At 76.1% G+C, this 23,633-nt stretch carries 15 protein-coding genes; 14 read left to right on the top strand and 1 reads right to left on the bottom strand.

Going from position 1 to position 23,633, the window contains the following annotated elements:
• Positions 1–22: 22 nt before the first annotated feature.
• Positions 23–229 carry a hypothetical protein gene (locus MUU72_RS01470; RefSeq protein ID WP_248011215.1) on the bottom strand — a complete coding sequence of 69 codons (207 nt, stop codon included), beginning with the start codon at positions 227–229 and terminating at the stop codon, positions 23–25.
• Between the two features lie 212 nt (positions 230–441).
• Here MUU72_RS01470 and MUU72_RS01465 point away from each other — a divergent pair, with 212 nt between their 5' ends.
• From MUU72_RS01465 to MUU72_RS01400, 14 genes are all read left to right on the top strand, one after another.
• Complete coding sequence (locus MUU72_RS01465) at positions 442–2,175, top strand: non-ribosomal peptide synthetase (RefSeq protein WP_248011214.1); 1,734 nt, start codon at positions 442–444, stop codon at positions 2,173–2,175.
• Positions 2,172–3,416: a cytochrome P450 gene (locus MUU72_RS01460; protein ID WP_248011213.1), complete on the top strand. Its 1,245-nt coding sequence runs from the start codon at positions 2,172–2,174 to the stop codon at positions 3,414–3,416. Before MUU72_RS01465 ends, MUU72_RS01460 begins: the two co-directional genes overlap by 4 nt.
• 39 nt (positions 3,417–3,455) lie before the next feature.
• Entirely contained in the window at positions 3,456–4,214 is a 759-nt protein-coding gene (locus tag MUU72_RS01455; protein WP_248011212.1) for a thioesterase II family protein, read from the top strand.
• Positions 4,211–5,452, top strand: a complete 1,242-nt coding sequence (locus tag MUU72_RS01450) for an MFS transporter (protein WP_248011211.1) — start codon at positions 4,211–4,213, stop codon at positions 5,450–5,452. Before MUU72_RS01455 ends, MUU72_RS01450 begins: the two co-directional genes overlap by 4 nt.
• Positions 5,453–5,466: 14 nt before the next feature.
• On the top strand, positions 5,467–10,824 hold the full coding sequence (locus tag MUU72_RS01445) for a condensation domain-containing protein (protein WP_248011210.1): 5,358 nt from the start codon (positions 5,467–5,469) through the stop codon (positions 10,822–10,824).
• Positions 10,825–10,884: 60 nt separating this feature from the next.
• Entirely contained in the window at positions 10,885–12,363 is a 1,479-nt protein-coding gene (locus tag MUU72_RS01440) for a M20/M25/M40 family metallo-hydrolase (RefSeq protein WP_248011209.1), read from the top strand.
• A 72-nt stretch (positions 12,364–12,435) separates the two neighbouring features.
• Positions 12,436–13,452, top strand: a complete 1,017-nt coding sequence (locus tag MUU72_RS01435) for a 3-oxoacyl-ACP synthase III family protein (RefSeq protein ID WP_248011208.1) — start codon at positions 12,436–12,438, stop codon at positions 13,450–13,452.
• A 25-nt stretch (positions 13,453–13,477) separates the two neighbouring features.
• The gene (locus MUU72_RS01430) at positions 13,478–15,388 is read left to right on the top strand and encodes an HAD-IIIC family phosphatase (RefSeq protein ID WP_248011207.1); all 1,911 of its coding nucleotides are present in this window, start codon (positions 13,478–13,480) and stop codon (positions 15,386–15,388) included.
• Positions 15,385–15,648 (top strand): acyl carrier protein, encoded by a 264-nt coding sequence (locus MUU72_RS01425; protein ID WP_248011206.1) that lies wholly within the window; start codon positions 15,385–15,387, stop codon positions 15,646–15,648. Before MUU72_RS01430 ends, MUU72_RS01425 begins: the two co-directional genes overlap by 4 nt.
• A 52-nt stretch (positions 15,649–15,700) precedes the next feature.
• On the top strand, positions 15,701–17,512 hold the full coding sequence (locus tag MUU72_RS01420) for a non-ribosomal peptide synthetase (RefSeq protein ID WP_248011205.1): 1,812 nt from the start codon (positions 15,701–15,703) through the stop codon (positions 17,510–17,512).
• A complete protein-coding gene (locus tag MUU72_RS01415) occupies positions 17,509–18,312 on the top strand; it encodes a thioesterase II family protein (RefSeq protein WP_248011204.1) in 804 nt (267 codons plus the stop codon). The genes MUU72_RS01420 and MUU72_RS01415 overlap by 4 nt, the downstream gene beginning before the upstream one ends.
• Complete coding sequence (locus tag MUU72_RS01410) at positions 18,312–19,589, top strand: ATP-grasp domain-containing protein (RefSeq protein ID WP_248011203.1); 1,278 nt, start codon at positions 18,312–18,314, stop codon at positions 19,587–19,589. Before MUU72_RS01415 ends, MUU72_RS01410 begins: the two co-directional genes overlap by 1 nt.
• Before the next feature lie 50 nt (positions 19,590–19,639).
• The gene (locus tag MUU72_RS01405) at positions 19,640–21,205 is read left to right on the top strand and encodes a condensation domain-containing protein (protein ID WP_248011202.1); all 1,566 of its coding nucleotides are present in this window, start codon (positions 19,640–19,642) and stop codon (positions 21,203–21,205) included.
• 216 nt (positions 21,206–21,421) lie between these two features.
• Positions 21,422–23,629, top strand: coding sequence for an MMPL family transporter (locus MUU72_RS01400; RefSeq protein ID WP_248011201.1), 2,208 nt, complete (start codon positions 21,422–21,424; stop codon positions 23,627–23,629).
• Positions 23,630–23,633 lie beyond the last annotated feature (4 nt).

Genomic DNA, 23,633 nt, shown 5'->3' with positions numbered 1-23,633 from the left:
CCCGGCCGCCCCCCGGCGCGGGTCAGGGCACCGGCCACGGGGTGTCGTCGGCGGCGGCCGGGGCGGCGTCGCTGCCGGGCCACGGCGTGTCCGCCCAGGTCACCGCGCGCACGCTGCCGGCGCCGGGGGAGGGCCAGGGGGTGTCCGCGGCAGCCGGCCCGCTGAGGGCCACCGGGAGGACCGCCGCCGCGACCAGAGTGGTCACCGCGAGGGTGAGGGACTTCCGCACGTCTGCGCTCGCTTTCCGGGGCCGCTGGGTCGGCCGCGTGCTCGTTGGTCGGTACCGCGAGGTTAGGCAGCCGCGCTATCGCTCCGCTATCACCCCGCTACGCCCGGCCGATGTGTGGCCGAAAGCGGGTCGGTAGGGGCCGTCCCCATGATGAGCCGCGGCGGTGACCGAAAACCGGTGGCCGCTCCCCTGAAGCAGCTGGAGGCCGACCCGTGGAGTCGCAGTACGGCACGCACCCCCCGTCGATCACGACGCTCTTCGCGCGGCAGGTCCGCAGCGCCCCCGAGCGGATCGCCGTGCGCGGCGAGGACGCCGAGCTGACCTACCGGCAGCTGGACCGCCGCTCCGACCACCTGGCCCGGCACCTCCAGGACCGGGGGGTGCGGCCCGGTGACGTGGTCGCACTCGACGCGGACCGCCGCGCCGCGACCGCCGTCGCCCTCCTGGGCATCCTGAAGGCCGGAGCCGCCTACCTGGCCCTCGAACGCCGCTACCCGGCCGAGCGCCGGCGGCTCATCCTCGCCGACAGCGGCGCCGCCGTCGTGCTGACCCGCGACGACCTCGACGCGATCGCCGAGGGCCCGGCCCCCGAGCCCGTCACCACCGCGCCGGACGACGTCGCCTACATCGCCTACACCTCGGGCTCGACCGGCGCCCCCAAGGGAGTCCGGGTGCCGCACCGCGCGGTCCTGCGGCTCGTCGTGGACGCCGACTTCCTCACCCTCGGGCCCGACGACGTCGTCCTTCAGTACGCGCCCGTCGCCTTCGACGCCTCCACCCTGGAGATCTGGGGACCGCTGCTCAACGGGGCCCGCCTCGACGTGGCGCCCGAGCGCGACCTGGCCATCGGTGAACTGACCAAGCACATCAGCCACTTCGGGATCACCGTGCTGTGGCTCACGGCCGGACTGTTCCAGCAGGTCGTGGAGTACGGCCTCGACGACCTCGGCGGCGTACGGGTCCTGCTGGCCGGCGGGGACGTGCTGTCGCCGCCGCACGTCAACCAGGCCCTCGCGGCGCTGCCCGGCCTCACGCTCGTCAACGGCTACGGGCCCACCGAGAACACCACGTTCACCTGCTGCCACACGATCACCGCGCCGGTCGAGGGCGCCGTGCCCATCGGCCGCCCGATCCGCGGCACCGGCGTCCACCTCCTCGACGCCGACCTGCGGCCGGTGCCCGACGGCGAGGTGGGTGAGCTGTACGCCACCGGCGACGGCCTCGCCCTCGGCTACCTCGGCAACCCCGAGGAGACCACCCGCGCCTTCCTGCCCGACCCGTTCGACGACCGGCCCGGCGCCCGGATGTACCGCACCGGCGACCTGGTGAGCCGCCGCCCCGACGGCGTCCTCGACTACCACGGCCGCGCCGACCGCCAGGTCAAGATCCGGGGCTTCCGGATCGAGCCCGGCGAGATCGAGGCCGCGCTCGCCGCCCGCGACGACATCGCCGAGGCCGCGGTCGTCGCCCAGCCCGGCCCGGACGGCGGCAAGCGGCTGGTGGCCTTCGTCACCGGGCGCGGCGGCGTCCGCCCCGCCACCCTCGCGGTGCGCCGCGAACTGGGCGAGGTGCTGCCCTCGTACGCCGTCCCCTCGCACCTCCGGGTCGTCGACGCGCTGCCGCTGACCGCCAACGGCAAGGTCGACCGGGCCGCCCTGACCGCCGACATCTCACCGGCCAGGCCCGAGCTGAACGCCGCGCACCGGCCCCCGGCCCCCGGCATCGAGGCCGCCGTCGCCCAGCTGTGGAGCGACCACCTCGGCATCGACGGGATCGGCGCCGACGACGACTTCTTCGAACTCGGCGGCCACTCCCTGGTGGGCGTGCGGATCACCGCCGACCTGGAGCGCGAGTACGGCGTGCAGATCTCGCCGGTCACCTTCTACCTCGCCCCCACCCCGGCCGGTCTCGCCGCCGCCGTCGTCCAGGCCGGAGGCGCCCGGTGAGGATCACCGCCGCCCCCTCCGCCGGCGCGGCCGCCGACCCGGCCGCCGCCGACCTGTTCGACCCGGAGTTCCACGCGAGCGGCGACCCGCACGCCGTGTGGGCCCACCTGCGGGCACACGCCCCGCTCCACCTCCAGGTGCTGCCCGACGGGCGGCAGTTCTGGTCGGTGACCCGCTACGACGACGTCTGCCGGGTGCTCGGCGACCACCGGGAGTTCACCTCCGAACGCGGTTCGGTCCTCACCCAGCTCGGCCACGACGACGTCTCGTCGGGCAAGATGCTGGTCTCCACCGACCCGCCGCGCCACAGCCAGCTGCGCCGCCCGCTGAACCGCCGCCTCACCGCGCGCGCCCTGGCCGACTGGGAGGACCGGATCCGGCAGGCGGTGACCGAGTTCCTCGCCCCCGCGCTCGGCGGCGGTGCCTGGGACGTGGCCGGGCGCGCCTACCGGCTGCCGATGACCGTCGCCGGCGCCCTGCTGGGCGTACCGGAGAAGGACTGGGACGACCTGGTGCGCTGGACGGCGATGGCCGCGGCGCCCGACGACGCGGAGTTCAGCGTCGGCAGCGGCGCCGCCACCCTCGCCGTCGCCCACCACCAGACGTTCGACTACTTCGCAGGGCAGGTGCGCGACCGCCGCGCGGCGGAACCGGCGAAGGACCTCATCGGGCACCTGATGAGCATGAGCGCGGGCGACGCCCCGCTCACCGACGAAGAGGTCATCTACAACTGCTACAGCATCCTGCTGGGCGCCAACGCGACCACCCCGCACACCGTCTCCGGCACGCTGCTCGCCCTGAGCGAGCACCCGGACCAGCTGCGCAAGGCGGCCGGCGACCCCGCCGCGGTCGTCCCCACCCTGGTGGAGGAGGGCCTGCGCTGGACCTCGCCCGCCAGCAGCTTCCTGCGCTACGCCGTCAAGGACACCGAACTGGCCGGGGGCCGCGTCGCCGCCGGGGACGCGGTCGCCGTCTGGATCGGCTCGGCCAACCGCGACGAGCGCGTCTTCACCGACCCCTACCGCTTCGACGTCCTGCGCGACGACAACCGGCACCTCGCCTTCGGCTTCGGGCCGCACTACTGCCTGGGCGCCCCGCTCGCCCGGATGACCTTCCGGATCCTGTTCGACGAGTTCTTCCGCCTCTTCCGGTCGGTCGAGACCGCCGGGCCCGCCCGCCACCTGCGGTCGGTGTTCATCGCCGGGCTGACCCAGCTGCCCGTGGTGACCGCGCCGCGCTGACCCCAGCGTCCCTTCACGAGATTGCGAGACGGATCACCCATGTCCGCCGGCACCGCCCTGCCCAGCAACCGCTGGCTCCTGAGAAAGCCCGCCGCCGACGCCGCCGCCCGGGTCTTCTGCTTCCCCTACTCGGGCGTCGGCGCGTCCATGTTCAACGCCTGGCCCAGGCGGTTCGGACCGGACGACGGCATCGAGGTGTGCCCGGTCCAACTCCCCGGCCGCGAGGGCCGGCTGCGCGAGCCGCACTACGGCACGTACGAGGAGCTGGCCGAGCAGCTCGCCGACGCGCTCGCCCCGCACCTGGACCGGCCGTACGTCTTCTTCGGGCACTGCGCGGGCTCGCTGCCCGCCTTCGAGACGGCGCGGCTGCTCGCCGCGCGCGGACTGCCGCAGCCCGCGCGGGTCTTCGTCTCCGCGCAGGTCGCCCCGCACCGCTGCCCGCACGACCGCTTCCTTGCCATGACCGACGCCGAACTGCGCGCGGAGCTGGAGGAGTTGACGCTGCTGCGGGGCGGTATCGCCCACCCGCAGCTGCTCGACCTCGCCCTCGCCGTCCTCAAGGAGGACCTCGACGCCAACCGCGTCTACCGCCGGGACGCCCCCACCCCCGTGCCCTTTCCGATCGGCGTCCTGCACTGGGACGGCGACCCGGAGGTCACCCAGGACGAGCTCAAGGACTGGCAGGACTACGCCGACGACGTCGCCTTCCGGGTGCTGCCCGGCGGGCACTACGCCTTCCTGAAGGCGCCCGGCGAACTCCTCGGCACCCTGGGCGCCCAGCTGGCGGCCCGCCCGTGACCCAGCTCAGGGGCCCGGCTCCGGTACGCGTCCTGAAGATCCCCGGCTTCGCCCGGCTGCTCACCGGGCGGTCGCTGTCGTTCCTGGCCACCGCCGTGGTGCCGACCGCCCTCACCCTCGCCGTCATCGAGGCCACCGGCAGCGCCACCGACCTCGGCCTGGTGCTCGCCGCCGAACTGGTGCCGCAGCTGGTGCTGCTGCCCATCGGCGGGGTCCTCGCCGACCGGTTCCCCGCCCAGCGGGTCGCCTTCCTCGCCGACCTGGTCCGCGGCCTGGCGCAACTGGCCATCGGCGCGGAGCTGCTGCTCGGTGCGCTGCGCATCGCCGACCTCGCCGTGCTGTCCGCGGTCACCGGCGCGGCCATCGCCTTCGGCACGCCCACGATGTCGCCGCTGGTCGCCGCCACCGTGCCGCAGGAGGCCAGACTGCGGGCCAACGGCCACCTGGGGGTGGCCCGCGGCATCGCCCTGGTCGCCGGGCCCGGGGTCGCCGGCGTCCTGGTCGTCGCGGTCGGCGCGGGCTGGGCGTTCCTCGCCACCGCCGCGGTGTTCGGCTGCGCCGCCGTCACCCTGGGCGGCCTGCCCGCGACCGCCCCCGACCGCACCGCGCGCACCGGCTTCTTCCGGCAGCTCGCCGACGGCTGGCAGGAAGTGCGCAGCCGCCCCTGGTTCTGGTCCAACCTCATCGGGCACGGCGTGTCCAACCTGGCCGCCGGGGTCCTGATGACGCTGGGCCCGCTGATCGCCGTGGACCGGCTCGGCGGCGAGTTCGCCTGGGTGGTGGTCTACCAGGCGGGCATGGCCGGCATGCTGATCGGCGCGTTCGTCGCGCCCCGGCTGCGCGTGGGCCGGCCGCTGGTGGTGACCTCGGTGTGCGGCGCCCTGTTCGCGCTGCCCCTGCTCACCTTCGCCGCGCGCTGGCCGACCTGGACCGACGCGGTGGCGTACGGCATCGCCATGTTCGGCATCGGCGTGCTCAACACGCTGTGGCAGACCACCATGCAACGGCACTTCCCGGCCGACGCCCTGGCCCGCGCGGACTCCTACGACGCGCTGCTGTCGTTCGCCGCCCGGCCGCTCGGCCTCGCCGTCGCGGCACCGATCGCGGCCTGGACCGGCGAGGCGCTGCCGCTGCTGACCGCGGCGGTGCTGGTGGTCGTCGCCAACCTCGGCGTGATCGCCCTGCCGGACGCCCGCGCCCTCACCGGCCGCGCCCCCCAAGACGTCAACCCTCGCTGAAGAGGCAGGCACCCATGGCCCACCCCGCCACCCCTGGCCACCTCGCCGTGATCGGCGTCGCCTTCGAGTTCCCCGGAGCCGCCGACTGGGCCGCGCTGACCGCGCTGCTGCGCGGCGGCGGCCACACCATGCGCACCATGCCCGAACGCCGCCTGACGGCCACCGGGCTCACCCCCACCCCCGAGGACCGGACCGGCGGCTGGATCGAGGACATCACCGGCTTCGACCACCGCTACTTCGGCCTCTCCCGCGCCGAGGCCGAACTCATCGACCCGCGCCAACGGCGCATGCTCCAGCTCGCGGTGCGCGCGATCGGCGCCGCCGGCTACGCGCCGGACGAGCTGGCGGGCACCGGCACCGCCGTCCTGGTGGGCGGCTACGGCGCCCCGCACCCCAGCCTGTTCAACCTGCTCCCGCCCCAGGAGCAGCGCGGCGGCCCCGCCACCACCGGCAGCCTGCACGCCTACGCCGCCGGACGGATCTCCTACCACCTCGACCTGCGCGGCCCCGCCCAGGTCATCGACACCTCCTGCTCCTCGTTCCTGGTGGCGCTCCACGAGGCGCGCTGGAAGCTGGCCAGGGGCGAGAGCGACCTCGCGCTCGTCGGCGGCTACGAGCTGGTGCTCGGCCCGGTGCCCCGGCACGGCGCGGCCGCCGGCGACGGGCTCGGCGTGCTCTCCGGGACCGGCCACTGCCGCCCCTTCGACACCGCCGCGGACGGCACCATGCACGGCGAGGGCGGCGGGTTCGTCCTGGTCAAGCGGCTCGCCGACGCGCTGCGCGACGGCGACACGGTGCACGCGGTGATCCGCGGCAGCGCCGTCAACCAGGACGCGGGCCGCAGCACGGGACTGACCGCGCCCAGCCCGGCCGCGCAGGCCGAGGTGGTCGCCGCGGCGTGGCGGGACGCCGGCGTCGCCCCCGCCGACCTCGGCTACCTCGAAGCGCACGGCACCGGCACCCGGATCGGCGACCCCATCGAGATCCAGGGCCTGGCCGCCGCCTTCGGCCCCGACTTCCCCGGCGTCCGCCCGCTCTCCTCCGTCAAGGCCAACCTCGGGCACCTGGGCTGCATGGCGTCCTTCGCCGGACTCGTGCGCATCCTCGCCCAGTTCCGCGCCGGAGAGATCTTCCCCACCGCCCACTTCACGGCCCCCTCCGACCTCCTCGCCCTGGACACCACCCCGCTGCGGATCGCCGACCGCGCCGAGCCGTGGCCCGCACCGCGCGGCCCCCGTCTCGCGGGACTCAGCAGCTTCGGACTCAGCGGCACCAACGCGCACATGGTCATCGAGCAGGGCCGGACCGCACCGGACCGCACCGGCGCCGGGCCCGCGGCCGAGCGGCCCGTGGTGTTGTCCGCCCCCACCGAACAGGGCCTGCGCGACCAGCTGCGCGCCCTGCGCGACACGGTGGCCGCCGACGTCGACGGCTTCGACCTGGCCGCGGCGAGCGAGACGCTGACCGTCGGCCGCGAGCACTTCGCGCACCGGTACGGGGTGGCGGTGCGCGACGGCGCCGAGCTGCTCGACCGGCTCGACGCGGCGCTGCACGGCCGGGGCGGCACCGTGCCGGGGCCGCCGGCCGGGCCGCTGGTGCTGGCCGTCGGCGACCTGGCCGACGCCGACCTGGCCGCACTGCGCCGGAACGCCGCCGAGGGGCCCGCGTTCGCGGCCGTCCTCGCCGCCGCCGAGGCACACCGCCCGGCCGGCGAGTGGAACGCCGCGCAGCGCGCCCTGGTGGCGCTGGTCGGCGCCCAGGCCGTGCAGGCCGCGGCCGGACCCGTACCGGACCTGGTGCTCGCCCACGGCCTCGGCAAGGCCGCGGTCCGGGTGGCCGGCGGGGCGCCCCTGGGGGCCGAGCTGGACGCGCTGGCCGAGCCGGGCCCGGCGGTGGCACCGCCCGACGCCGCGGCGCTCGACGCGGCGCTGGCGGCCCGGGGCGCGCCCCCGCTCGTCCTCGACCTCGCCCCGGGCAGCGCCCTCTCGGCGCTGCTCGCCGGGCGCGCGGCGGCGGTGGCGGACACGCCGGCGGCCGCGCTGTGCCAGGTCTACCGGCAGGGCCGGGACGTCGACTGGCGGGCGGCGCTCGGCCGGGCCCCGCGCCGCCGCGTCGAACTGCCGCTGGCGGCCCTGGACGAGGAGCACTGCTGGCCGCGCACGGCCGGGACCGCGCCCGCCGCGGATTCCGCCCCCGCGCCCGCACCCGCCGCCGCCCCCGCCCGCACCGTGGCGGAGACCGTCCTCGCCTTCGCCCGCGACGTCCTGAAGGAGCCCGGGCTCGCGCTGGGCGACGACTTCTTCGACGCGGGCGGCAACTCGCTCAACGGCGCGCAGCTGGTGGCCCGCCTCAACGAGCGCTACGGCACCGGGATCGAGGTCCTCGACCTGTTCGACCTGCCCGACCTCGCCGCGCTCGCCGCGCACGTGGCCGAACTGGCGCCCGCCGACGGCGAAGCCGCAGCCCCCGGGGCCGCCCCCGGGACCCCCGCCCCGGCGCGGTCCGCCCCGGCGCAGCCCGCGCCGGACAGCGGCCCGCTCTCCGGTGAGCAGACCGCCATCTGGGCCGCCGACCGGCTCGACCCCGGCACCGGCGCCTACAACGTGCCCGCCGCGTTCCTGCTCGACCGCCCGGCCGACCCCGGCGACCTCGCCGCACGGCTCGCCGCGCTCGTCCGCCGGCACCCGATGCTCCGCGCCCACCTGCACGACACCGACGACGGGCCGCGCCAGGTCGTGCTCCCGCCGGAGCGGGCGCACCTCCCGCTGGACCGGCTCGACTGGGACCTCACCGCGCACACCGCCGCCGACGGCCACGAGACGCTGCTCAACCGGCTGCGGGACGAGGTGGCCAGGCCGCTCGACCCCTACGCGCAGCTGCCCGCACGTCACCAGCTGATCCGGGTCCGGTTCGCCGACGCGGAGCGGGACGTGCTGATGCTCACCCACCACCACCTCTTCGTCGACGGCTGGTCGTGGCGGATCCTCTTCGCGGACCTGGCCGGGCAGCCCGGCGCCCCCGGGACCCGCACCTTCCTCGACCACGTCGAGGAGCAGCGGGCGCTGCTCGACTCGCCCCGGGGCGAGGAACTCGCGGCGTTCTGGTCCCGCTACCTCGCCGGCGCCCCGCAGACCGGCCTGCCCGGCGAGGCCGGGACCGGCGGCCGGGCCGCGCTGCCGCTCGGCGACCACCTGGTCGGCCGGGTGCGCGAGCTGGCGGCCGCCGAGCGGTGCACCCCGCACATGGTGCTGCTCGCCGCCTGGGTCGCGCTCCAGTGGCGGATCACCGGGGAGCGCGACGTCACCGTGGCCGTCCCGGCGGCCGGACGCGCCCCCGCCGACGAGCCGGTCGTCGGCAACTACGCCACCACGCTGGTCGTCCGCGTCCAGGTGCGCCCCGACGAGCCGTTCACCGCGCTGCTCGCCGCCGTCCGCGAGGCGTCCCTGGCCGCCCTCGCCCACCAGGGCCTGCCCACCGACCGCATCCGGCGGCTGGCCCGCCCCGGCTCCGCGCGCCCGCTGGCCGCCACGATGTTCGGCTTCAACGGCGACGTGGAACCGCTGCGCGCGCTCGCCGCCGGCGGGCCCGGCGTCGAACTCCTCGACGTCGGCCAGGGCGCCGCCACCTTCCCCGTCCAGCTGTCCGTCCTGGAGTACGGCGACCGGCTGCGGGCCACCGCCCAGTACGCCCCCGGCGGCCCCGCGGGCGACCGCGTCCGCGGCTGGCTCGACGACTACCGCGCGCTCCTGGACCGGCTCGCGGCGCACGGCCCGGCCGCCCGCACCGCCGCGCTGTGCGCGGAGCGGCCCGCGCAGGTGGCGCCGCGTACCGAACGCGAGGCCGTGCTGGCCCGGTTGTGGGCCACGCACCTCAAGCGCGAGTCGGTCGGCGTCACCGACGACTTCTTCGACCTGGGCGGTGACTCGCTGCTCGCCATCGCCATCGCGTCCCAGGCCGAGCGGCTCGGCCACCCGGTGCGCCCGCGCGCCATCCTGGACGGCCGCACCATCGAAGCCGTCGCCGCCGCCGCACCCGGCGCCGCCGCACCGCGCGAGGCCACCGGCGCCCGGCCCGGACGGGCCCTGGCCGCGGCCGACGGCCCGGCCGAACTCACGCCCCCGCAGCTGGAGTTCCTCGCCCGCGGCGCCAAACGCCCCGACCACTGGAACCACGGCGTCAGCTACGGCCTCGGCCGCACCGTCACCCTGGCACAGGCCCGCCGCGCCCTCGCCGCGCTCGCCGCCCGGCATCCCGCGCTGCGCACCCGACTGACCGAGGAGGACGGCCGCCTGCGGCAGTACGCCGCCCCGCAGGCCCCGGACGTCACCGAGTTCGACCTGCGCGCGCTGACCGCCGAGCAGGCACTCGCCGAACTGGACGAGCGGGCCGGCGCGCTGCACGAGGCGCTCGACCTGCGCGAAGGGCCCGTGACCCGGGCCGCCCTGGTCCGGCTCCCCGACGGGACGGCCGACCGGCTGCTGCTGATCGTCCACCACCTCGCCGTCGACCTGTACTCGTGGAACGTCCTCACCGAGGAACTCGACGCGCTGCTGCGCGACGGCGACGACCGCGCGCTCGGCGCCCCCGGCCCGTCCTGCTTCCAGTGGGCGGACCGGCTCGGCCACTGGGCCCGCACCCGCCCCGACGCACTCGACGGCGGCTACTGGCTGGACCGGGCCTGGGGCGAGGACGCCCAGCGCGCCACCGTGCCCGACGGGCCGAGCGGCACCGAGGGCAACACCCGCGAGCTGACCACCTGCCACCCGCTGCCCGCCGCCGACGGGCACACCCTCTACGCACTGCTGCTCAGCGCGCTCGGCGGCGCCTTCCAGGAGTGGCTGGGGGTGCGCGGCGGCGAGGTCGCCGTGCAACTCGTCGCCCACGGCCGCGAGGACCTCTTCGACGACCTCGAACTGGGCCGCACCGTCGGCTACTTCAACACCACCTACCCGTTCGCCCTGGCCCTGCCCGGCCGCCGCGACCGCGCCGCGCACCGCGCCCACGTCGCCGCCGAACTGCGCGCGGTGCCGCGCAGCGGCTTCGACTTCGAGGTGCTGCGCCACCACCACCCCGACCCCGGAGTGCGCCGGGCGCTCGGCGCCATCCCGGTGCCGGGCGTGCTGTTCTCCTTCTGGGGCGCGCCCGCCTTCCGGGCCGCCGACGGGGTGCTGCGCGACGTGGACACCGAGCGCGTCGGCCGGGACCGCCCGGCCGACATGGAGCGGCCCTGCCCGCTGGAGGTCTACCCCAGCGTCGACGGCGACCGGCTCACCGTCCTGTGGCGCTACAGCGGCGAACTCTTCGACGCCGCACGCATCGGCCGGCTCGCCGACGCCTACGCCGCCGCCCTCACCGACCGCCCCGGGGCCTGACGCCCCGGGGGACCACCCGAACCGATCCGTGCACCGCACGCAGCGAGGAGCCCACAGCACATGAACGCACCATCCCGGCGCGCACCGTCCCTCCGGCGGACGCTGGCCGCCCTGGCGGCGGGCGCCGTCGTCCTTCCGCTGGCCGCGTCGGCCCCGGCCGGTGCCGAGACCACCGGCACGCCCGCCGACGTCCTGGCCCAGGTGATGTCCCGCGAGGTCACCGGCGCGCACACCTACGAGCGCCTGGAGGCCCTCCAGCAGGCCACGCTCGACCACGGCGGCACCCGGGTCTCCGGCACCGCCGGTTACGACGCCTCCGCCGACTACCTGACCCGGACCCTCACCAAGGCCGGGTACCAGGTCAGGAAGCAGCCGTTCGAGTTCCTCGACTACGACATCCTGTCCGAGAAGGGCTCGGTGGTCGCCCCCGCCGCCCGGGACCTGCACCCGGTCATCGCCCGCTTCTCCGTCTCCACGCCCGAGGGCGGCCTGAAGGCCGAACTGGCCCGGCCCGCCGGCAAGAGCACCGGTTGCAGCGCGGACGACTACGCGGGCCAGGACGTCAAGGGCAAGATCGTCCTCGTCGACGCGGGCACCGACTGCTTCATCACCCAGAAGCAGCTGGTCCTCTCGCAGCTGGGCGCCGCCGCCATGCTGATGAACGTCAACTCGCCCAACGCGAACCTGAACCTGCGCTACCGCATGGTCCCGCCGAGCGACGCGCGCATCCCGACGGCGACCCTGTCCCGCGCCGAGTCCGAGGCGCTGCGCGCCGACGCCGCCAACGGCCCGGTCACCCTCGACCTGGACCTGCGCGGCAACAACACGATGACCAAGACGTACAACCTGCTCGCGGACACCCCGACGGGCAGCGCGGACCACACCGTCGTCATGGGCGCCCACCTCGACACCGTCGACACCACGGCCGGCGCCAACGACAACGGCGCGGCGGCCGCCGCCGTCCTGGAGACCGCCGTCCAGCTCGCCAAGCAGCGCCCGCACGTCAAGAACCGGGTGCGGTTCGCCTGGTGGGCCGCCGAGGAGAAGGGCCTGGCCGGCTCGCAGTACTACGTCGACCAGCTCACCGCCGCCGAGAAGGCGCACACCGCGCTCTACCTCAACCTCGAAATGATCGCCTCCCCGAACTTCGCGCGCATGGTCTACAACGGGCAGACCGCGACCGGCCCGGCGCCCGCCGGGTCCACCCGGATCAGCGACCTCGTGACCGGCTACTTCGCCCGGCAGAAGCTGCCCACCATCGGCCTGGTCCTCGACGGCCGCTCCGACCACACCGCGTTCGTCAACGCGGGCATCCCGTCGGGCGGCGTCAACGCGGGTGCCGACACCGTCAAGTCCCAGGAGTGGGCCGACCTGTTCGGCGGCACCGCGGGCCAGATGCTCGACCCCTGCTACCACCAGGCGTGCGACGTCCTGGGCGGGATCAACAAGACGATCCTCGACCAGAACGCGCGCGCCATGGCCTGGGCCGTCGGCCGGTTCGCGGTCGACACCTCCGACATCGGGCCCGCGGCGCAGTAGCCGCACCCGAGCGACGTACACCGCACACGAGCCGGGGGCCCGCCGCCCCCGGCTCCCCGGGAAGGACGAGGAATGGCATTCGGGATCGTGGCCCAAGGACACGCGCTGGGCCGCCCGGTCACGGTGGCGGAGGCCGCCGAGCGGTACGGCGCCGACCCGCGCAAGCTGGCCGGGCTCGGCTACCGGCGGCTGCACCGCGCCGACGACGGCGAGGGCCTGACCGACCTGGCGCTGCGGGCCGCCGAGTCCGCACTGCGCCGGGCCGAGGTGGCCGCCGCCGACCTGGACCTGCTCGTGCTCGCGCTGCCGGACGTCCCCGAGTACCTGTACTGGGACGCGGCCGCCGCCCTCCAGGGACGGCTCGGCGCCACCGGCGCCGAGGCGATCCTGATCGCCCAGGCGTGCGGCGGCGGCGTCACCGCCTTCGACACCGTCGCCGGACGCCTGGCCACCCACCCCGACCACGACACGGCGCTGCTCGTCGCCGCCAACCGCATCACCGAGGCGTACTGGGACCGCACCGCCACCGGCACCTCGCTCTCCTCGGACGGCGCCGCCGCCGCGGTGCTGCGCCGCGGCCACGGCTCCTGTGTGTGGCTCGGCACCGAGACGCTCAGCGACGGCCGGTACGCCGACTTCATGCGCATGGAGACCGGCGGCGCCGCCCGCCCGTTCCGCGCCGACGCCCCCGAACCGGCCGCCATCGCCCCGCTGATCGAGCGGATGGACCGCTTCTTCGCGGGCGACGGCCGCGCCACGTACGACTTCATGACCCTCATGCACGCCCGCAACCGCGAGGTGCTCGAACGGGCCTGCGCCCGCGCCGGGCTGACCCCCGGCGCCCTGGAGCGGGTCCTGTACCTGCACGACAACATCGGTGCCTTCCGCGACCTGGCCAAGGAGCTGGGCATCCCGCTGGAGGCCACCAACGCCGACGTCGCGCTGGCCATGGGCCACTTCGGACCGGCCGACCAGCTCCTCAGCCTGGAACGCCTGACGGCGGCCGGCGAACTCGTCGAGGGCGACACCGTGGCCCTCCTGAGCATGGGCACCGGCATGCACTGGACCTGCACGCTGCTGCGCCTCTGAACCCCTGGAAGGACCAAGGACCCCGATGGCTGACGACGACCTGCTGACCCGGGCCAGGCGCCTGGCCGAACCCGCCGCCGCCCCCGACCCGGACCTCGCGGCCCGCCTTGCCGGCAGCTCCGACCTCCCGGTGGTCCGGGAGGCCGGCCGGATCCTGGCCGCCGCGGACCCCCGGCTGCTGTGCCCGCCGGGCCACCGGCCGCGCCCGCTGCGGGTGGCCCTGGTGCCCTCGTTCACGGCCGACCAGATGGCCGCACCGCTGCGGATCGCGCTGCTCGCCGCCGGTTTCGCCCCCGAGTTCCAGATCGCCGCCCCCGACCAGCAACTCCTGCGGCTGGGCGGGGCGGTGGACGACCTCGACGCGTTCGGCGCCGAGCTGACGCTGTGCCCGGTGCACGAGGAGGTGTTCCTGCCGGCCGACCTCGACCCCGGCGACGGGGCGGCGGTGCGCGCGGCGGTCGACGCGCGCTGGGAGCGCTTCGCCGCCGCCGTCACCGGATACGCCGCGCGCACTGCCGGCGCCGTCCTGCTGAGCACGGTGCCGCTGCCGGCCGCCGCGCTGCGCCGGGTCGTCTCGCACCGGGGCCGCGCCGCCCTCGCCCGGCTGTGGCGCGAGCTGAACCTGCGCCTCCTGGACCTCGCCGAGCGGACCGACCGCGTCGACGTCCTCGACCTGGAGACCCTGCTCGCCGAACACCCGGGGCCGCTGCGCGACGCCCGTCTGCACGCCTTCGCGCAGATGGCCTGGGCACCCGGCGTCGAGCACCGCTACGCCGCCGAAGTGGCCGCCTACACCCGGGCGTTCACCGGACGCGGCAAGAAGTGCCTGGTCCTCGACCTCGACAACACCCTGTGGGGCGGCGTCCTCGGCGACGACGGCCCGGAGAACATCGAGATCGGCCCGATGTACCCGGGCAACGCCTACGCCGCCGTGCAGCGCACCGCCCTGGCCCTGCGCCGGCAGGGCGTGCTGCTCGCCGTCGCCAGCAAGAACGACCCGGACCTGGTCGCCCGCGTCCTCGACGAACACCCCGCCCTCGTCCTGCGGGCCCCGGACTTCGTCGCCGTCGAGGCCGGCTGGGGCGCCAAGGACGCGAGCATCAGGCGGATCGCGGAGCAGCTCAACATCGGCCTCGACAGCATCGTCTTCGCCGACGACTCGGCCTTCGAGTGCGCCCTCGTCCAGCGCTCGCTCCCCGAGGTCACCGTGGTCCACCTGGCGGGCGACCCGGCGGAGTACGCGGCGGCCCTCCTGGCCCGGGGCGGCTTCGACTCGCTCACCACGACGGACACCGACAAGGAGCGCACCGGTCTGTACCGGGCGCGCGCCCAGCGGCAGCGCTTCGGCGCCGAGCAGCCCTCGCCCGAGGAGTACCTGCACGGCCTCGACCTGCGCGTCACGCTCCGCGCCGCCGACGCGTACACGCTGCCGCGGATCGTCCAGCTCGGCGGCCGCACCAACCAGTTCAACCTGATCGGCCGCTGCCACCCGGAGGCCGAGACCCGGCGCATGGCGGACTCGCCCGCGCACGCCCTGCTCGCCTTCGAGGTCGCCGACCGGTTCGGCGACGAGGGCATCGTGGGCGCTCTGTGGATCGCCCGCCACCCCGACCACTGGGTGCTGGAGAACGCCGTGATGAGCTGCCGGGTCTTCGCCCGCGGCGTGGAGCACGCGGTCCTCGGCGCCGTCGCCGACGCGGCCCGGGCCGCCGGCGCGCAGCGCCTGGAGGCCGACTTCCGCCCCACCCCGCGCAACGGGCCCGCCGCCCGCTTCCTCGACGAGGCCGGGTTCGCCCCGGCCGCGCCCCGGGCCGACGGCGCCGGACGCCGGGTCCTCGCCCTGGACCCCGGGCCCCGGACCACCGCCGCCTGGATCACCACCACCGTCACCGCCCCGGCCCTCGCCGCCTCCCGTGAAGGACACCGCATCCCATGAGCGACCACACCGCCGCCCCGGCCCCCACGGCACTGGCCGAGGTGATCTCCGGCGTCACCGACGTCCCCGCGGGGCAGCTCACCGGCGCCACCCGCTTCGACACCCTCGGCCACTGGAACAGCTTCGCCGCGCTGCGCCTGCTCACCGCCGTGGAGGAGCACTTCGCCATCAAGCTCGACCTGCGCACTTACCTGCGCACCGAGACGGTCGACGGCCTCGCGGCCCTGATCGGCGCCGCGGCCGGCGGGCGGCAGCGATGACCGCCCCGGCCGCCGCGCACCCGACGCCCCGACCCACCGAACGGAGCCCCCGATGACCGGCACCCCCCAGCCCCCGCGCACGGCGGCGCATGTCTTCGCGGACACGGCGCGCGCCGCGGCGCACCGCCCGGCCCTGCGCCAGGACGCCGAGCAGCTGACCTACGAGGAGCTGGCGGCCGCCGCCGGAGCGAGCGCCGCCTGGCTGCGCGAGCGGGGCGTGGGCCGCGGCGACATCGTCGCGACCCTGATGGACCGCTCGCACCGCTGCATGATCGGCGTCCTCGCCGCCTGGGCCGTCGGCGCCGCCTACGTCCACATCGAGGCCACCGACCCCGACCACCGCGTCGCCACCCTGCTCGGCACCACCAAGGCGGCCGCCGTCCTCACCGACGCGCGCAACCGGCCCCGGCTCACCGGCACCGCCGCACCGGTGCGCACCGTCACCGCCGGCGGCCCCGGTGCCCCGTACACCGTCGACCCCGGGCTGCACCCCGACGACACCGCGTACCTGGTGTGCACCTCCGGTTCCACCGGCACGCCCAAGGCGGTCGAGGTGCAGCACCGGGCGCTGCTCAACTACTGCGCCGCGTTCGCCGAGCGGGTGACCGCCACCGGCCTCGACAGCTACGGCCTGGCCACCACCTTCGCCGCCGATCTCGGCAAGGTGTCGGTGTACGGCGCGCTGCTGACCGGGGCCCGGCTCGACGTCTACCCGCGCGACACCACGCTCGACCCGCAGGCGCTCGCCGCCGACCTCGCCGCGCACCCCGCCGACTGCCTCACCTACACGCCCTCGCAGCTGGCCGCGCTCGCCGCCGAGGGCGACCTCGCCGCGCTGCTGCCGCGCCGGGTGCTGGTGGTGGCCGGTGAGGCGTTCCCGCCGCGGCTCGCCGAGCAGATCCTGCGGGTCCGCCCCGACCTGGAGGTGTACAACGGCTACGGCCCCTCCGAGGCGACCATCCTGGCCACCATGCACCGGGTGCGGCCCGCCGACACCGCCGGCCCGCGCATCTCCATCGGCACCCCGCTGGCCGGGGTCGAGGCCCGGGTCCTGGACGCGGAGCTGCGGCCGGTGCCCGACGGCACACCCGGCACCCTCTACCTCGGCGGCGCCTGCGTCGCGGCCGGGTACCTCGGTGAAGCGGCGCTGACCCGGGCCAAGTTCGCCGAGCTGGACGGACCCGGCGCCGGCGTCCACTACTGCACCGACGACCTCGTCATCCGCGAGCCGGACGGCCGGCTCGACTACCTCGGGCGCGCCGACCGCCAGCTGAAGATCCGCGGCAACCGCGTCGAGCCCGGCGAGGTCGAGGCGGCGCTGCTGGCCCGGCCCGGGGTGCGCCAGGCCGTCGTCACCGGTGAACGCGCCACCCCCGACGCCCCGTTGGAGCTCGTCGCCTACCTCGTCGGCGACGCCGACCCGCGCGCCCTGCTGCCCGCGCTGCGCGCCACGCTGCCCTCCGCCCTGGTGCCCGGCGCCGTGCACACTGTCGCGGCGATCCCGGTCAACCTCAACGGCAAGACCGACTTCGCCGCGCTGCGCGCCGCCGTGACCGCCGCCGCGACCGCCCCGGCCGCGGACCCCGGGCAGGCACCGCGCGAGGGCACCGAGCAACTCATCGCCGGCATCTGGGAGGAGGCGCTCGGCCGCACCGGCATCGGTCGCCACGAACGGTTCCTCGACATCGGCGGCGACTCCTTCAAGGCCCTCACCGTCTTCGCCCGGCTGCGCCGCCACCACCCCGGCCTGGTCATCGCCCAGCTGTACGCGCACGCGACCGTCGCCGAGCTGGCCGCCGCACTGACCGGCGCCGGGGCCCCGGCCCCGGACGCGCCCGACCGGGCCACGGTGGTCGACCTGTGAGACGCCACCGCCTGACGCCGCTGCTCTGGGAGTTCACCGAGCAGCCGGCCCACCCCGAGCCGCCGCCGCGCACCTTCGTCCTCGCCCCCTTCGGCGGCGGCAGCGCCTACGCGCTCGGCGAGTGGGTGCCCGACCTGCGCGCCCCCGGCGAGCGGGTCCTCGCCCTCCAGTACCCCGGGCGCGGCCCCCGCTCCGCCGAACCGCACGCCACCGACCTGACGGCGCTGGCGGACGCCGCGGCGAACGACATCGCCGCGGCCACCGAAGGCCCCCTGGTCCTGGTGGGCCACAGCCTGGGCGCCGTCCTCGGCTACGAGATCGCGCACCGCCTGCACGACCTGGGCCGGCCCGTGGAGCTGCTGGCCGTGTCCGCGGCCCGCCCCCCGGACCTGCAACGCCTCGACCCGGCCGCGGTGCTCGCGATGACCCGGGACGACTGGATCGAGGAGCTGGCCACCGGCGGCAACGCGGAGCTGGGGGAGTCCCCGCTGGCGGAGGTCGCCGACCTGGCGATACCGGTGCTGCGCGCCGACTACCTCCTCCTGGCCCGCTACCGCCCCGGCCCGCCGCGCCCCCTCACCTGCCCCCTGCTCGCCCTCGGCGGCGCCGCCGACCCCTGGGTGGCCCGCCCCTACCTGGACGCCTGGCGGTCCTGGACCACCGGCCCGTTCGCCGCGGCCGTGCTGCCCGGCGACCACTTCTACTACCGGGGCGCCACCGCCGCGTTCGGCGGCCTGATCCGGGCCCGCCTGCGCCACCCGGTGACCGCGGACGCCCGTACGACCGGAAGGGACCTCTGATGCGCAAGACCCTCGTCGTCGTGTACGCGGACGGCGCGGCGCACCCGGGCGACATCGCCGTCGGCCTCGCCTCGTGGGCCGACTGCGTGTTCGTCGCCGAACCCGACGCGCACACCCGCGCGATGGAGCCGCTGCTCGCCCAGTTCGGGCCCGTCGTGCTCACCGACTCCGTGCCGGAGGCCGCCCGGCGGCTGCGGGCCCACGCGCCGGACGGCATCGTCACCTACAGCGAACGCGCCCTGCACCTGGCCGCCGCACTCGCCGAGCAGCTCGCGCTGCCGTTCCACGACCGCAGCACCCTCGGGCGGCTCACCGACAAGTGGCAGCAGCGCGCCGCCCTGGCGGCGGCCGGCGTGGACGCCGTGCGCTGCCGCCGCGTGGAGCGCCTGGCGGACTGGGACGACGCGGTCGCCGAGACCGGGCTGCCCGCCGTCCTCAAGCCCGCGCACGGCGGCGGCAGCCGCAACACCTTCCACGTCACCGACGCCGCCGCCGGGCGCGAACTGGCCCGCACCCTGCTCGGCGAGGACCGCCCCGGCCTGGTCGCGGGCGGCACCCTCGTCCTGGAGGAGTACCTGCGGGGCCGCGACTGCGGCCCGTTCGGCGACTACGTGTCCATCGAGAGCGTCGTCACCGGCGGCACCGTCACCGACCTCGCCGTCACCGGGAAGTTCCCGATGGTGCCCCCGTTCCGGGAGACCGGGCGGTTCTGGCCCTCGCCGCTCGGCGCCGCCGAGGACGCCGAATGCCGCGACCTGGCCCGCCGCGCCGTCGAGGCCCTGGGCGTCCGCGACGGACTCACCCACACCGAGATCAAGCTCACCCCCGACGGCCCCCGGCTCATCGAGGTCAACGGCCGGCTCGGCGGCGGCATCAACGAACTGTCCGTCCGCGCGCAGAACCTCAACCTGATCGAGCTGGCGGGCCGCGTCGCCCTCGGCGAGCATCCCGACCTGCCCGCCCCCTACCGGGGCCGCGCCTACTTCCAGCTCTTCCACCCCGCGCCCCGCACCCCCGGGACCCTGCTGGGCATCGACGGCGCCGACGAGGTCAAGCGGCTCCCCGGGGTCACGCTGTACCGCCCGTACGCGCGCCCGGGCACCGCCCTGCCCGGCGGCGTGCAGACCCTGGAGCTGGACATCGTCATGGGCGAGGCCGACGACGTCCCCGAACTGGCGGCCATCGTCAAGGACATCGACGCCACCCTGCGCTACCGCTTCGCCTTCGGCGCCCACGGCCCCCGCGAGGTCACCGGCACCGACCTGGGGACGCTGTGACCGCGCACACCACCGAGCAGCACGCGCCGCACCGAGAGGGACACACCGCGATGAACGACAGCTCCACGACCCTGGCCCCCGAGGTCCTGCTCGCCGGGATCTGGCAGGACATCCTCGGCGTCGACGAGGTGGGCCCCGACGACGACTTCTTCTCCCTGGGCGGCGACTCCCTGCTCGCCCTCCAGGTCATCGGCGCGGCCCAGGAACAGGGCCTGTCGCTCTCGCTGATCGACCTGTTCCGCAACCCGACCCCGCGCGGCGCCTGCCGGGCCCTCGGCAACGGCGGACCCGCCGCCGAGGGCCGCGCCGCCGACCTGCTCGGCCCCCTCGACCGGGCCCGGGTGCCCGACGAGGCCGAGGACGCCTTCCCCGCCGCCCGCCTCCAACTCGGCCTGATCTACGAGAGCCTGGTCAGCGACGGCGCCTTCTACCTCGACGTGATCTCCCGCACCGTCAACCGCCCGCTCGACCCCGAGGTGCTGCGCGCCGCCCTCGACCGGCTCTCGCACCGCCACCCCGCCCTGCGCACCCGCTTCGACCTCGGCACGTTCAGCGAACCGGTGCAGCTCGTCCTGCGCGACGCCCCGATCCCGCTGACCACCGACGACCACGAGGGCCTCGACGCGGCGAGCGCCACCGCGCGCTACGAAGCGGCGATGGCGGACCTCGGCCGCCCCTACGACCCGGAGCGGGCCCCGCTCCTGCGGGTGCATGCGGCCCGCCTCAACGCCGGCGCGTTCCGGCTCTCCTACTCCTTCCACCACGCGATCCTCGACGGCTGGAGCGAGGCCGTCTTCTTCAACGAACTCGTCCGCTGCTACGCCGCGTTGCTCGCCGGTGAACCGCTCGACCTGCCCGAGCCCGTGCCCTACGCCGAGTTCGTGCGCCTGGAGCGGGAGGCCGTCGCCGACCTCGCCTCCGCACGGCACTTCGAGGGGCTCAAGGAGCTGCTGCCCGCGCAGCGCACCGCGAGCACCGAGGCGCCCGACCACCGCAAGGTCAGCGCCGCCGTCCCGGCCGACGACGCCCGCCGCCTGGACGCACTGGCCGCGGAGACCGGGCTGCCGGTGAAGAGCCTGCTGCTCGCCGCCGCCTGCGCCGCCGTCGGCGCCGCCTGGGAGACCACGACCCCGGTCGTCGGCCTGCTCCTCAACGGGCGGCCCGAACGCACCGGCGCCGACGTCACCCTCGGCCTGTTCCTCAACCAGCTCCCGGTCCGCCTCGACCTCACCGGCGCGGACTGGCGCACCGCGGGCCGGCTCGCCCTGGACGCCGAGAACGACCTCCTGCCGCACCGCCGCTTCCCGCACTCCGAGGTGCGCCGGCTGCTCGGCCACAACCCGTTCGAGGTGACCTTCAACTACGTCCGCTTCCACCCCCGCGACGAACTCCTCAGCTCCGGGCTGCTCGCGGTCGAGGAGGACATGCGCGACCACACCAGCCTCCCCGTGCGCATCGAGGCCCTCAACGAGACGGCGGGCTCCGGCCTGAGCCTGCACGTCACCGCCGATGTGCACCGGTGCGGCCCCGACCTCCCCGCCGACCTCCTGGCCAACCTCCTCGGCGCGCTGCACGCCCTGGTCACGACCCCCGACGCGCCGGTCGGAGTCCGCTGACGGAGGCGCTGCCGGCGGCCCGCGGCCCGTGCGGCGGGGTCCGGGCGCCGGGCGCGGGCCCGGGACCTGCCGGGGCGCCCCCGCCGGGCGCTCCCGGGGGAGGGCGCCCGGCGGCGGGTGGGGGTATCCCCACCGGCCGCGTCCGCCGGGCGGTGGAGGCGAAGTGCAGCCGGTCGGTGCTGTCGGGGACGGGGGCCGGGCGGCGAGGCTCGGGGCATGAGAGAACTACCTGTGCGGGCCGCCCGGTGGAGTGCGCTGCACCCCTGGCGGGCGATGGTCGGATGGCTGGTGTTCGTGGCGCTGTGCCTGGGGCTGGGGGCCGCGGTCGGTACGCACAGCGCCACGACCGAGGACTACCGGGTCGGCGAGGCCGGCCGGGCGGAGGCGATGGCGGCCGAGGGGCACCTGGAGCGGAAGCCTGTGGAGCAGGTGCTGGTCTCGGCGCGGGGCGGCACGCCGGACCGGCGCGGCATCGAGGCCGCCGCACGCGAGGTCGCCGGGCGGATGGCGGCGCTGCCCGAGGTCGAGCGGGTGGCCGCGCCGCAGGCGGCCCGGCACCGGCAGCGGCCGGTGGTCATGGTGGAAGTCACCATGAAGGGCGCCGAGTTGGACGCCCGCAAGCACGTCGGGCCGTTGCGCGCGCAGACCGCGGCGGTGCAGCGCAGCCACCCGGACCTGCTGGTGGAGGAGACCGGAGGCCCGTCCATCAGCCAGGGGGTGGACGCCCAGCGGGGCAGCGACCTGGCGCTCTCCGAGGCGATCACGCTGCCCGCCACCCTCATCACCCTGCTCCTGGCGTTCGGTTCGCTGCTGATGGCCGTGGTGCCGCTGCTGCTGGCCCTGACCTCGATCGCTGCGGCGGTGGGCCTGTCCATGCTGGCCTCGCACGTCGTCCCCGACGCGGGCGTGGGGACCAACGTCATCATCCTGATCGGCCTGGCGGTGGGCGTCGACTACACGCTCTTCTACCTGAAGCGGGAGCGCGAGGAGCGGCAGTGGTCCGGCGGCCGGCTCGCCCCGGAGGCGGTGGTGGAACTGGCCGCGGCGACCTCCGGGCGGGCGGTGGTGGCGTCCGGGCTGGCGGTGGCCGTCTCGACCGCCACGCTCTACCTGGCCTCGGATGTGATCTTCTCGTCGCTGGCCACCGGCACCATCGTCGTGGTCCTGGTGGCCGTGGTGAGTTCCCTGACGGTGCTGCCCGCCCTGCTGGCCAAGGCCGGGCAGCGGGCCGAACGCCGGGCCGCGCGCCGGGCGGGCGGACCCGGCCGGGGCGCGGCCGGAGCGGTCCGGGGCGGCCGGGCCGCAGGCGGCCGCGGCGGCCGGGTGTGGGCCGTGCTGACCCGGCCGGCGAGCCGGCGGCCGGCCCTGACGCTCGGCGTCTCGGTCCTGCTCCTGCTGGGCCTGTCGGCCCCGCTGGCCGGGCTCACGCTCGTGGAGATGAACCGGGACACCCACTCCCGGGAGGTCCCGGCGATGCGGACGTACGACCGGCTGAACGAGGCGTTCCCGGAGCACCGGACCACCCACCAGGTGGTCGTGCGGGCCCGGGCGGACCGGGCCCCGGCGGTGGCGCGGGCCCTCACCGAACTGGGCCGCCGGACGCAGGCCGACCCCCTGTTCACCGGCCGGCCGCGGCTGCGCACCTCGGCCGACCGGCGGATCAGCGTGCTGGAGCTGTCCGTGCCGTACCTGGGGAACTCCGCCGAGGCGCGCCGGTCCCTGGAGCGGCTGCGCGGCAGCTATCTGCCCGCGACGGCCGGTCGGGTCCCGGGCGCGGAGGCGGGAGTGACCGGCGACGTCGCCCGGACCACGGACTATCCGGCCCATCAGACCGCCAGGCTGCCGCTGGTCATCGGCGCGCTGCTGCTGGTCACGTTCGCCATGACGGCCCTGACGTTCGGGTCGGTCGTCCTGGGGCTGCTCGGCGTGGTGCTGAACCTGCTGTCGGCCGGGGCCGCACTGGGCCTGCTGGTGCTGGTCTTCCAGCACACCTGGGCCGAGGGCCTGCTGGGCTTCCACTCCACGGGGTCCATCGGCTCCCGGGTGCCGCTCTTCCTCTTCGTGATCCTCTTCGGACTGTCGATGGACTACCAGGTGTTCGTGGTGAGCCGGATCCGCGAGGCCGTCCGCCGGGGGGTGCCGACGCGCACGGCGGTGCTCGACGGGATCGGCGGCTCCGCCGCGGTGGTGACCAGCGCGGCCGTGGTGATGGTGACGGTGTTCGCCAGCTTCGTCTTCCTGCACCTGATCGAGATGAAGCAGATCGGCTTCGTCCTGGCGGCGGCCGTGCTGCTGGACGCCTTCGTCCTCCGCATCCTGGTCCTGCCGGCGGCCATGACGCTGCTGGGCGAGGCCAGTTGGTGGCCGTCGCACGGGGCCCGGCGGACGCGGCGCGCGGCGGCCGACCCGGTCCGCGTAGGTTGACCCC

The organism is Streptomyces rhizoryzae, assembly GCF_023155275.1.
In the GTDB taxonomy this organism is placed as follows: Bacteria; Actinomycetota; Actinomycetes; order Streptomycetales; family Streptomycetaceae; genus Streptomyces; species Streptomyces rhizoryzae.
Note: the sequence above shows the minus strand (reverse complement) of the source record. Positions and strands in the feature narration are given on the sequence as shown.

Bases quoted from the DNA above. Each gene is read 5' to 3' on its own strand.
- MUU72_RS01455 (WP_248011212.1), top strand. From the start codon at position 3,456: ATGTCCGCCGGCACCGCCCTGCCCAGCAACCGCTGGCTCCTGAGAAAG.
- MUU72_RS01445 (WP_248011210.1), top strand. From the start codon at position 5,467: ATGGCCCACCCCGCCACCCCTGGCCACCTCGCCGTGATCGGCGTCGCC.
- MUU72_RS01440 (WP_248011209.1), top strand. From the start codon at position 10,885: ATGAACGCACCATCCCGGCGCGCACCGTCCCTCCGGCGGACGCTGGCC.
- MUU72_RS01435 (WP_248011208.1), top strand. From the start codon at position 12,436: ATGGCATTCGGGATCGTGGCCCAAGGACACGCGCTGGGCCGCCCGGTC.
- MUU72_RS01430 (WP_248011207.1), top strand. From the start codon at position 13,478: ATGGCTGACGACGACCTGCTGACCCGGGCCAGGCGCCTGGCCGAACCC.
- MUU72_RS01425 (WP_248011206.1), top strand. From the start codon at position 15,385: ATGAGCGACCACACCGCCGCCCCGGCCCCCACGGCACTGGCCGAGGTG.
- MUU72_RS01420 (WP_248011205.1), top strand. From the start codon at position 15,701: ATGACCGGCACCCCCCAGCCCCCGCGCACGGCGGCGCATGTCTTCGCG.
- MUU72_RS01410 (WP_248011203.1), top strand. From the start codon at position 18,312: ATGCGCAAGACCCTCGTCGTCGTGTACGCGGACGGCGCGGCGCACCCG.
- MUU72_RS01405 (WP_248011202.1), top strand. From the start codon at position 19,640: ATGAACGACAGCTCCACGACCCTGGCCCCCGAGGTCCTGCTCGCCGGG.
- MUU72_RS01400 (WP_248011201.1), top strand. From the start codon at position 21,422: ATGAGAGAACTACCTGTGCGGGCCGCCCGGTGGAGTGCGCTGCACCCC.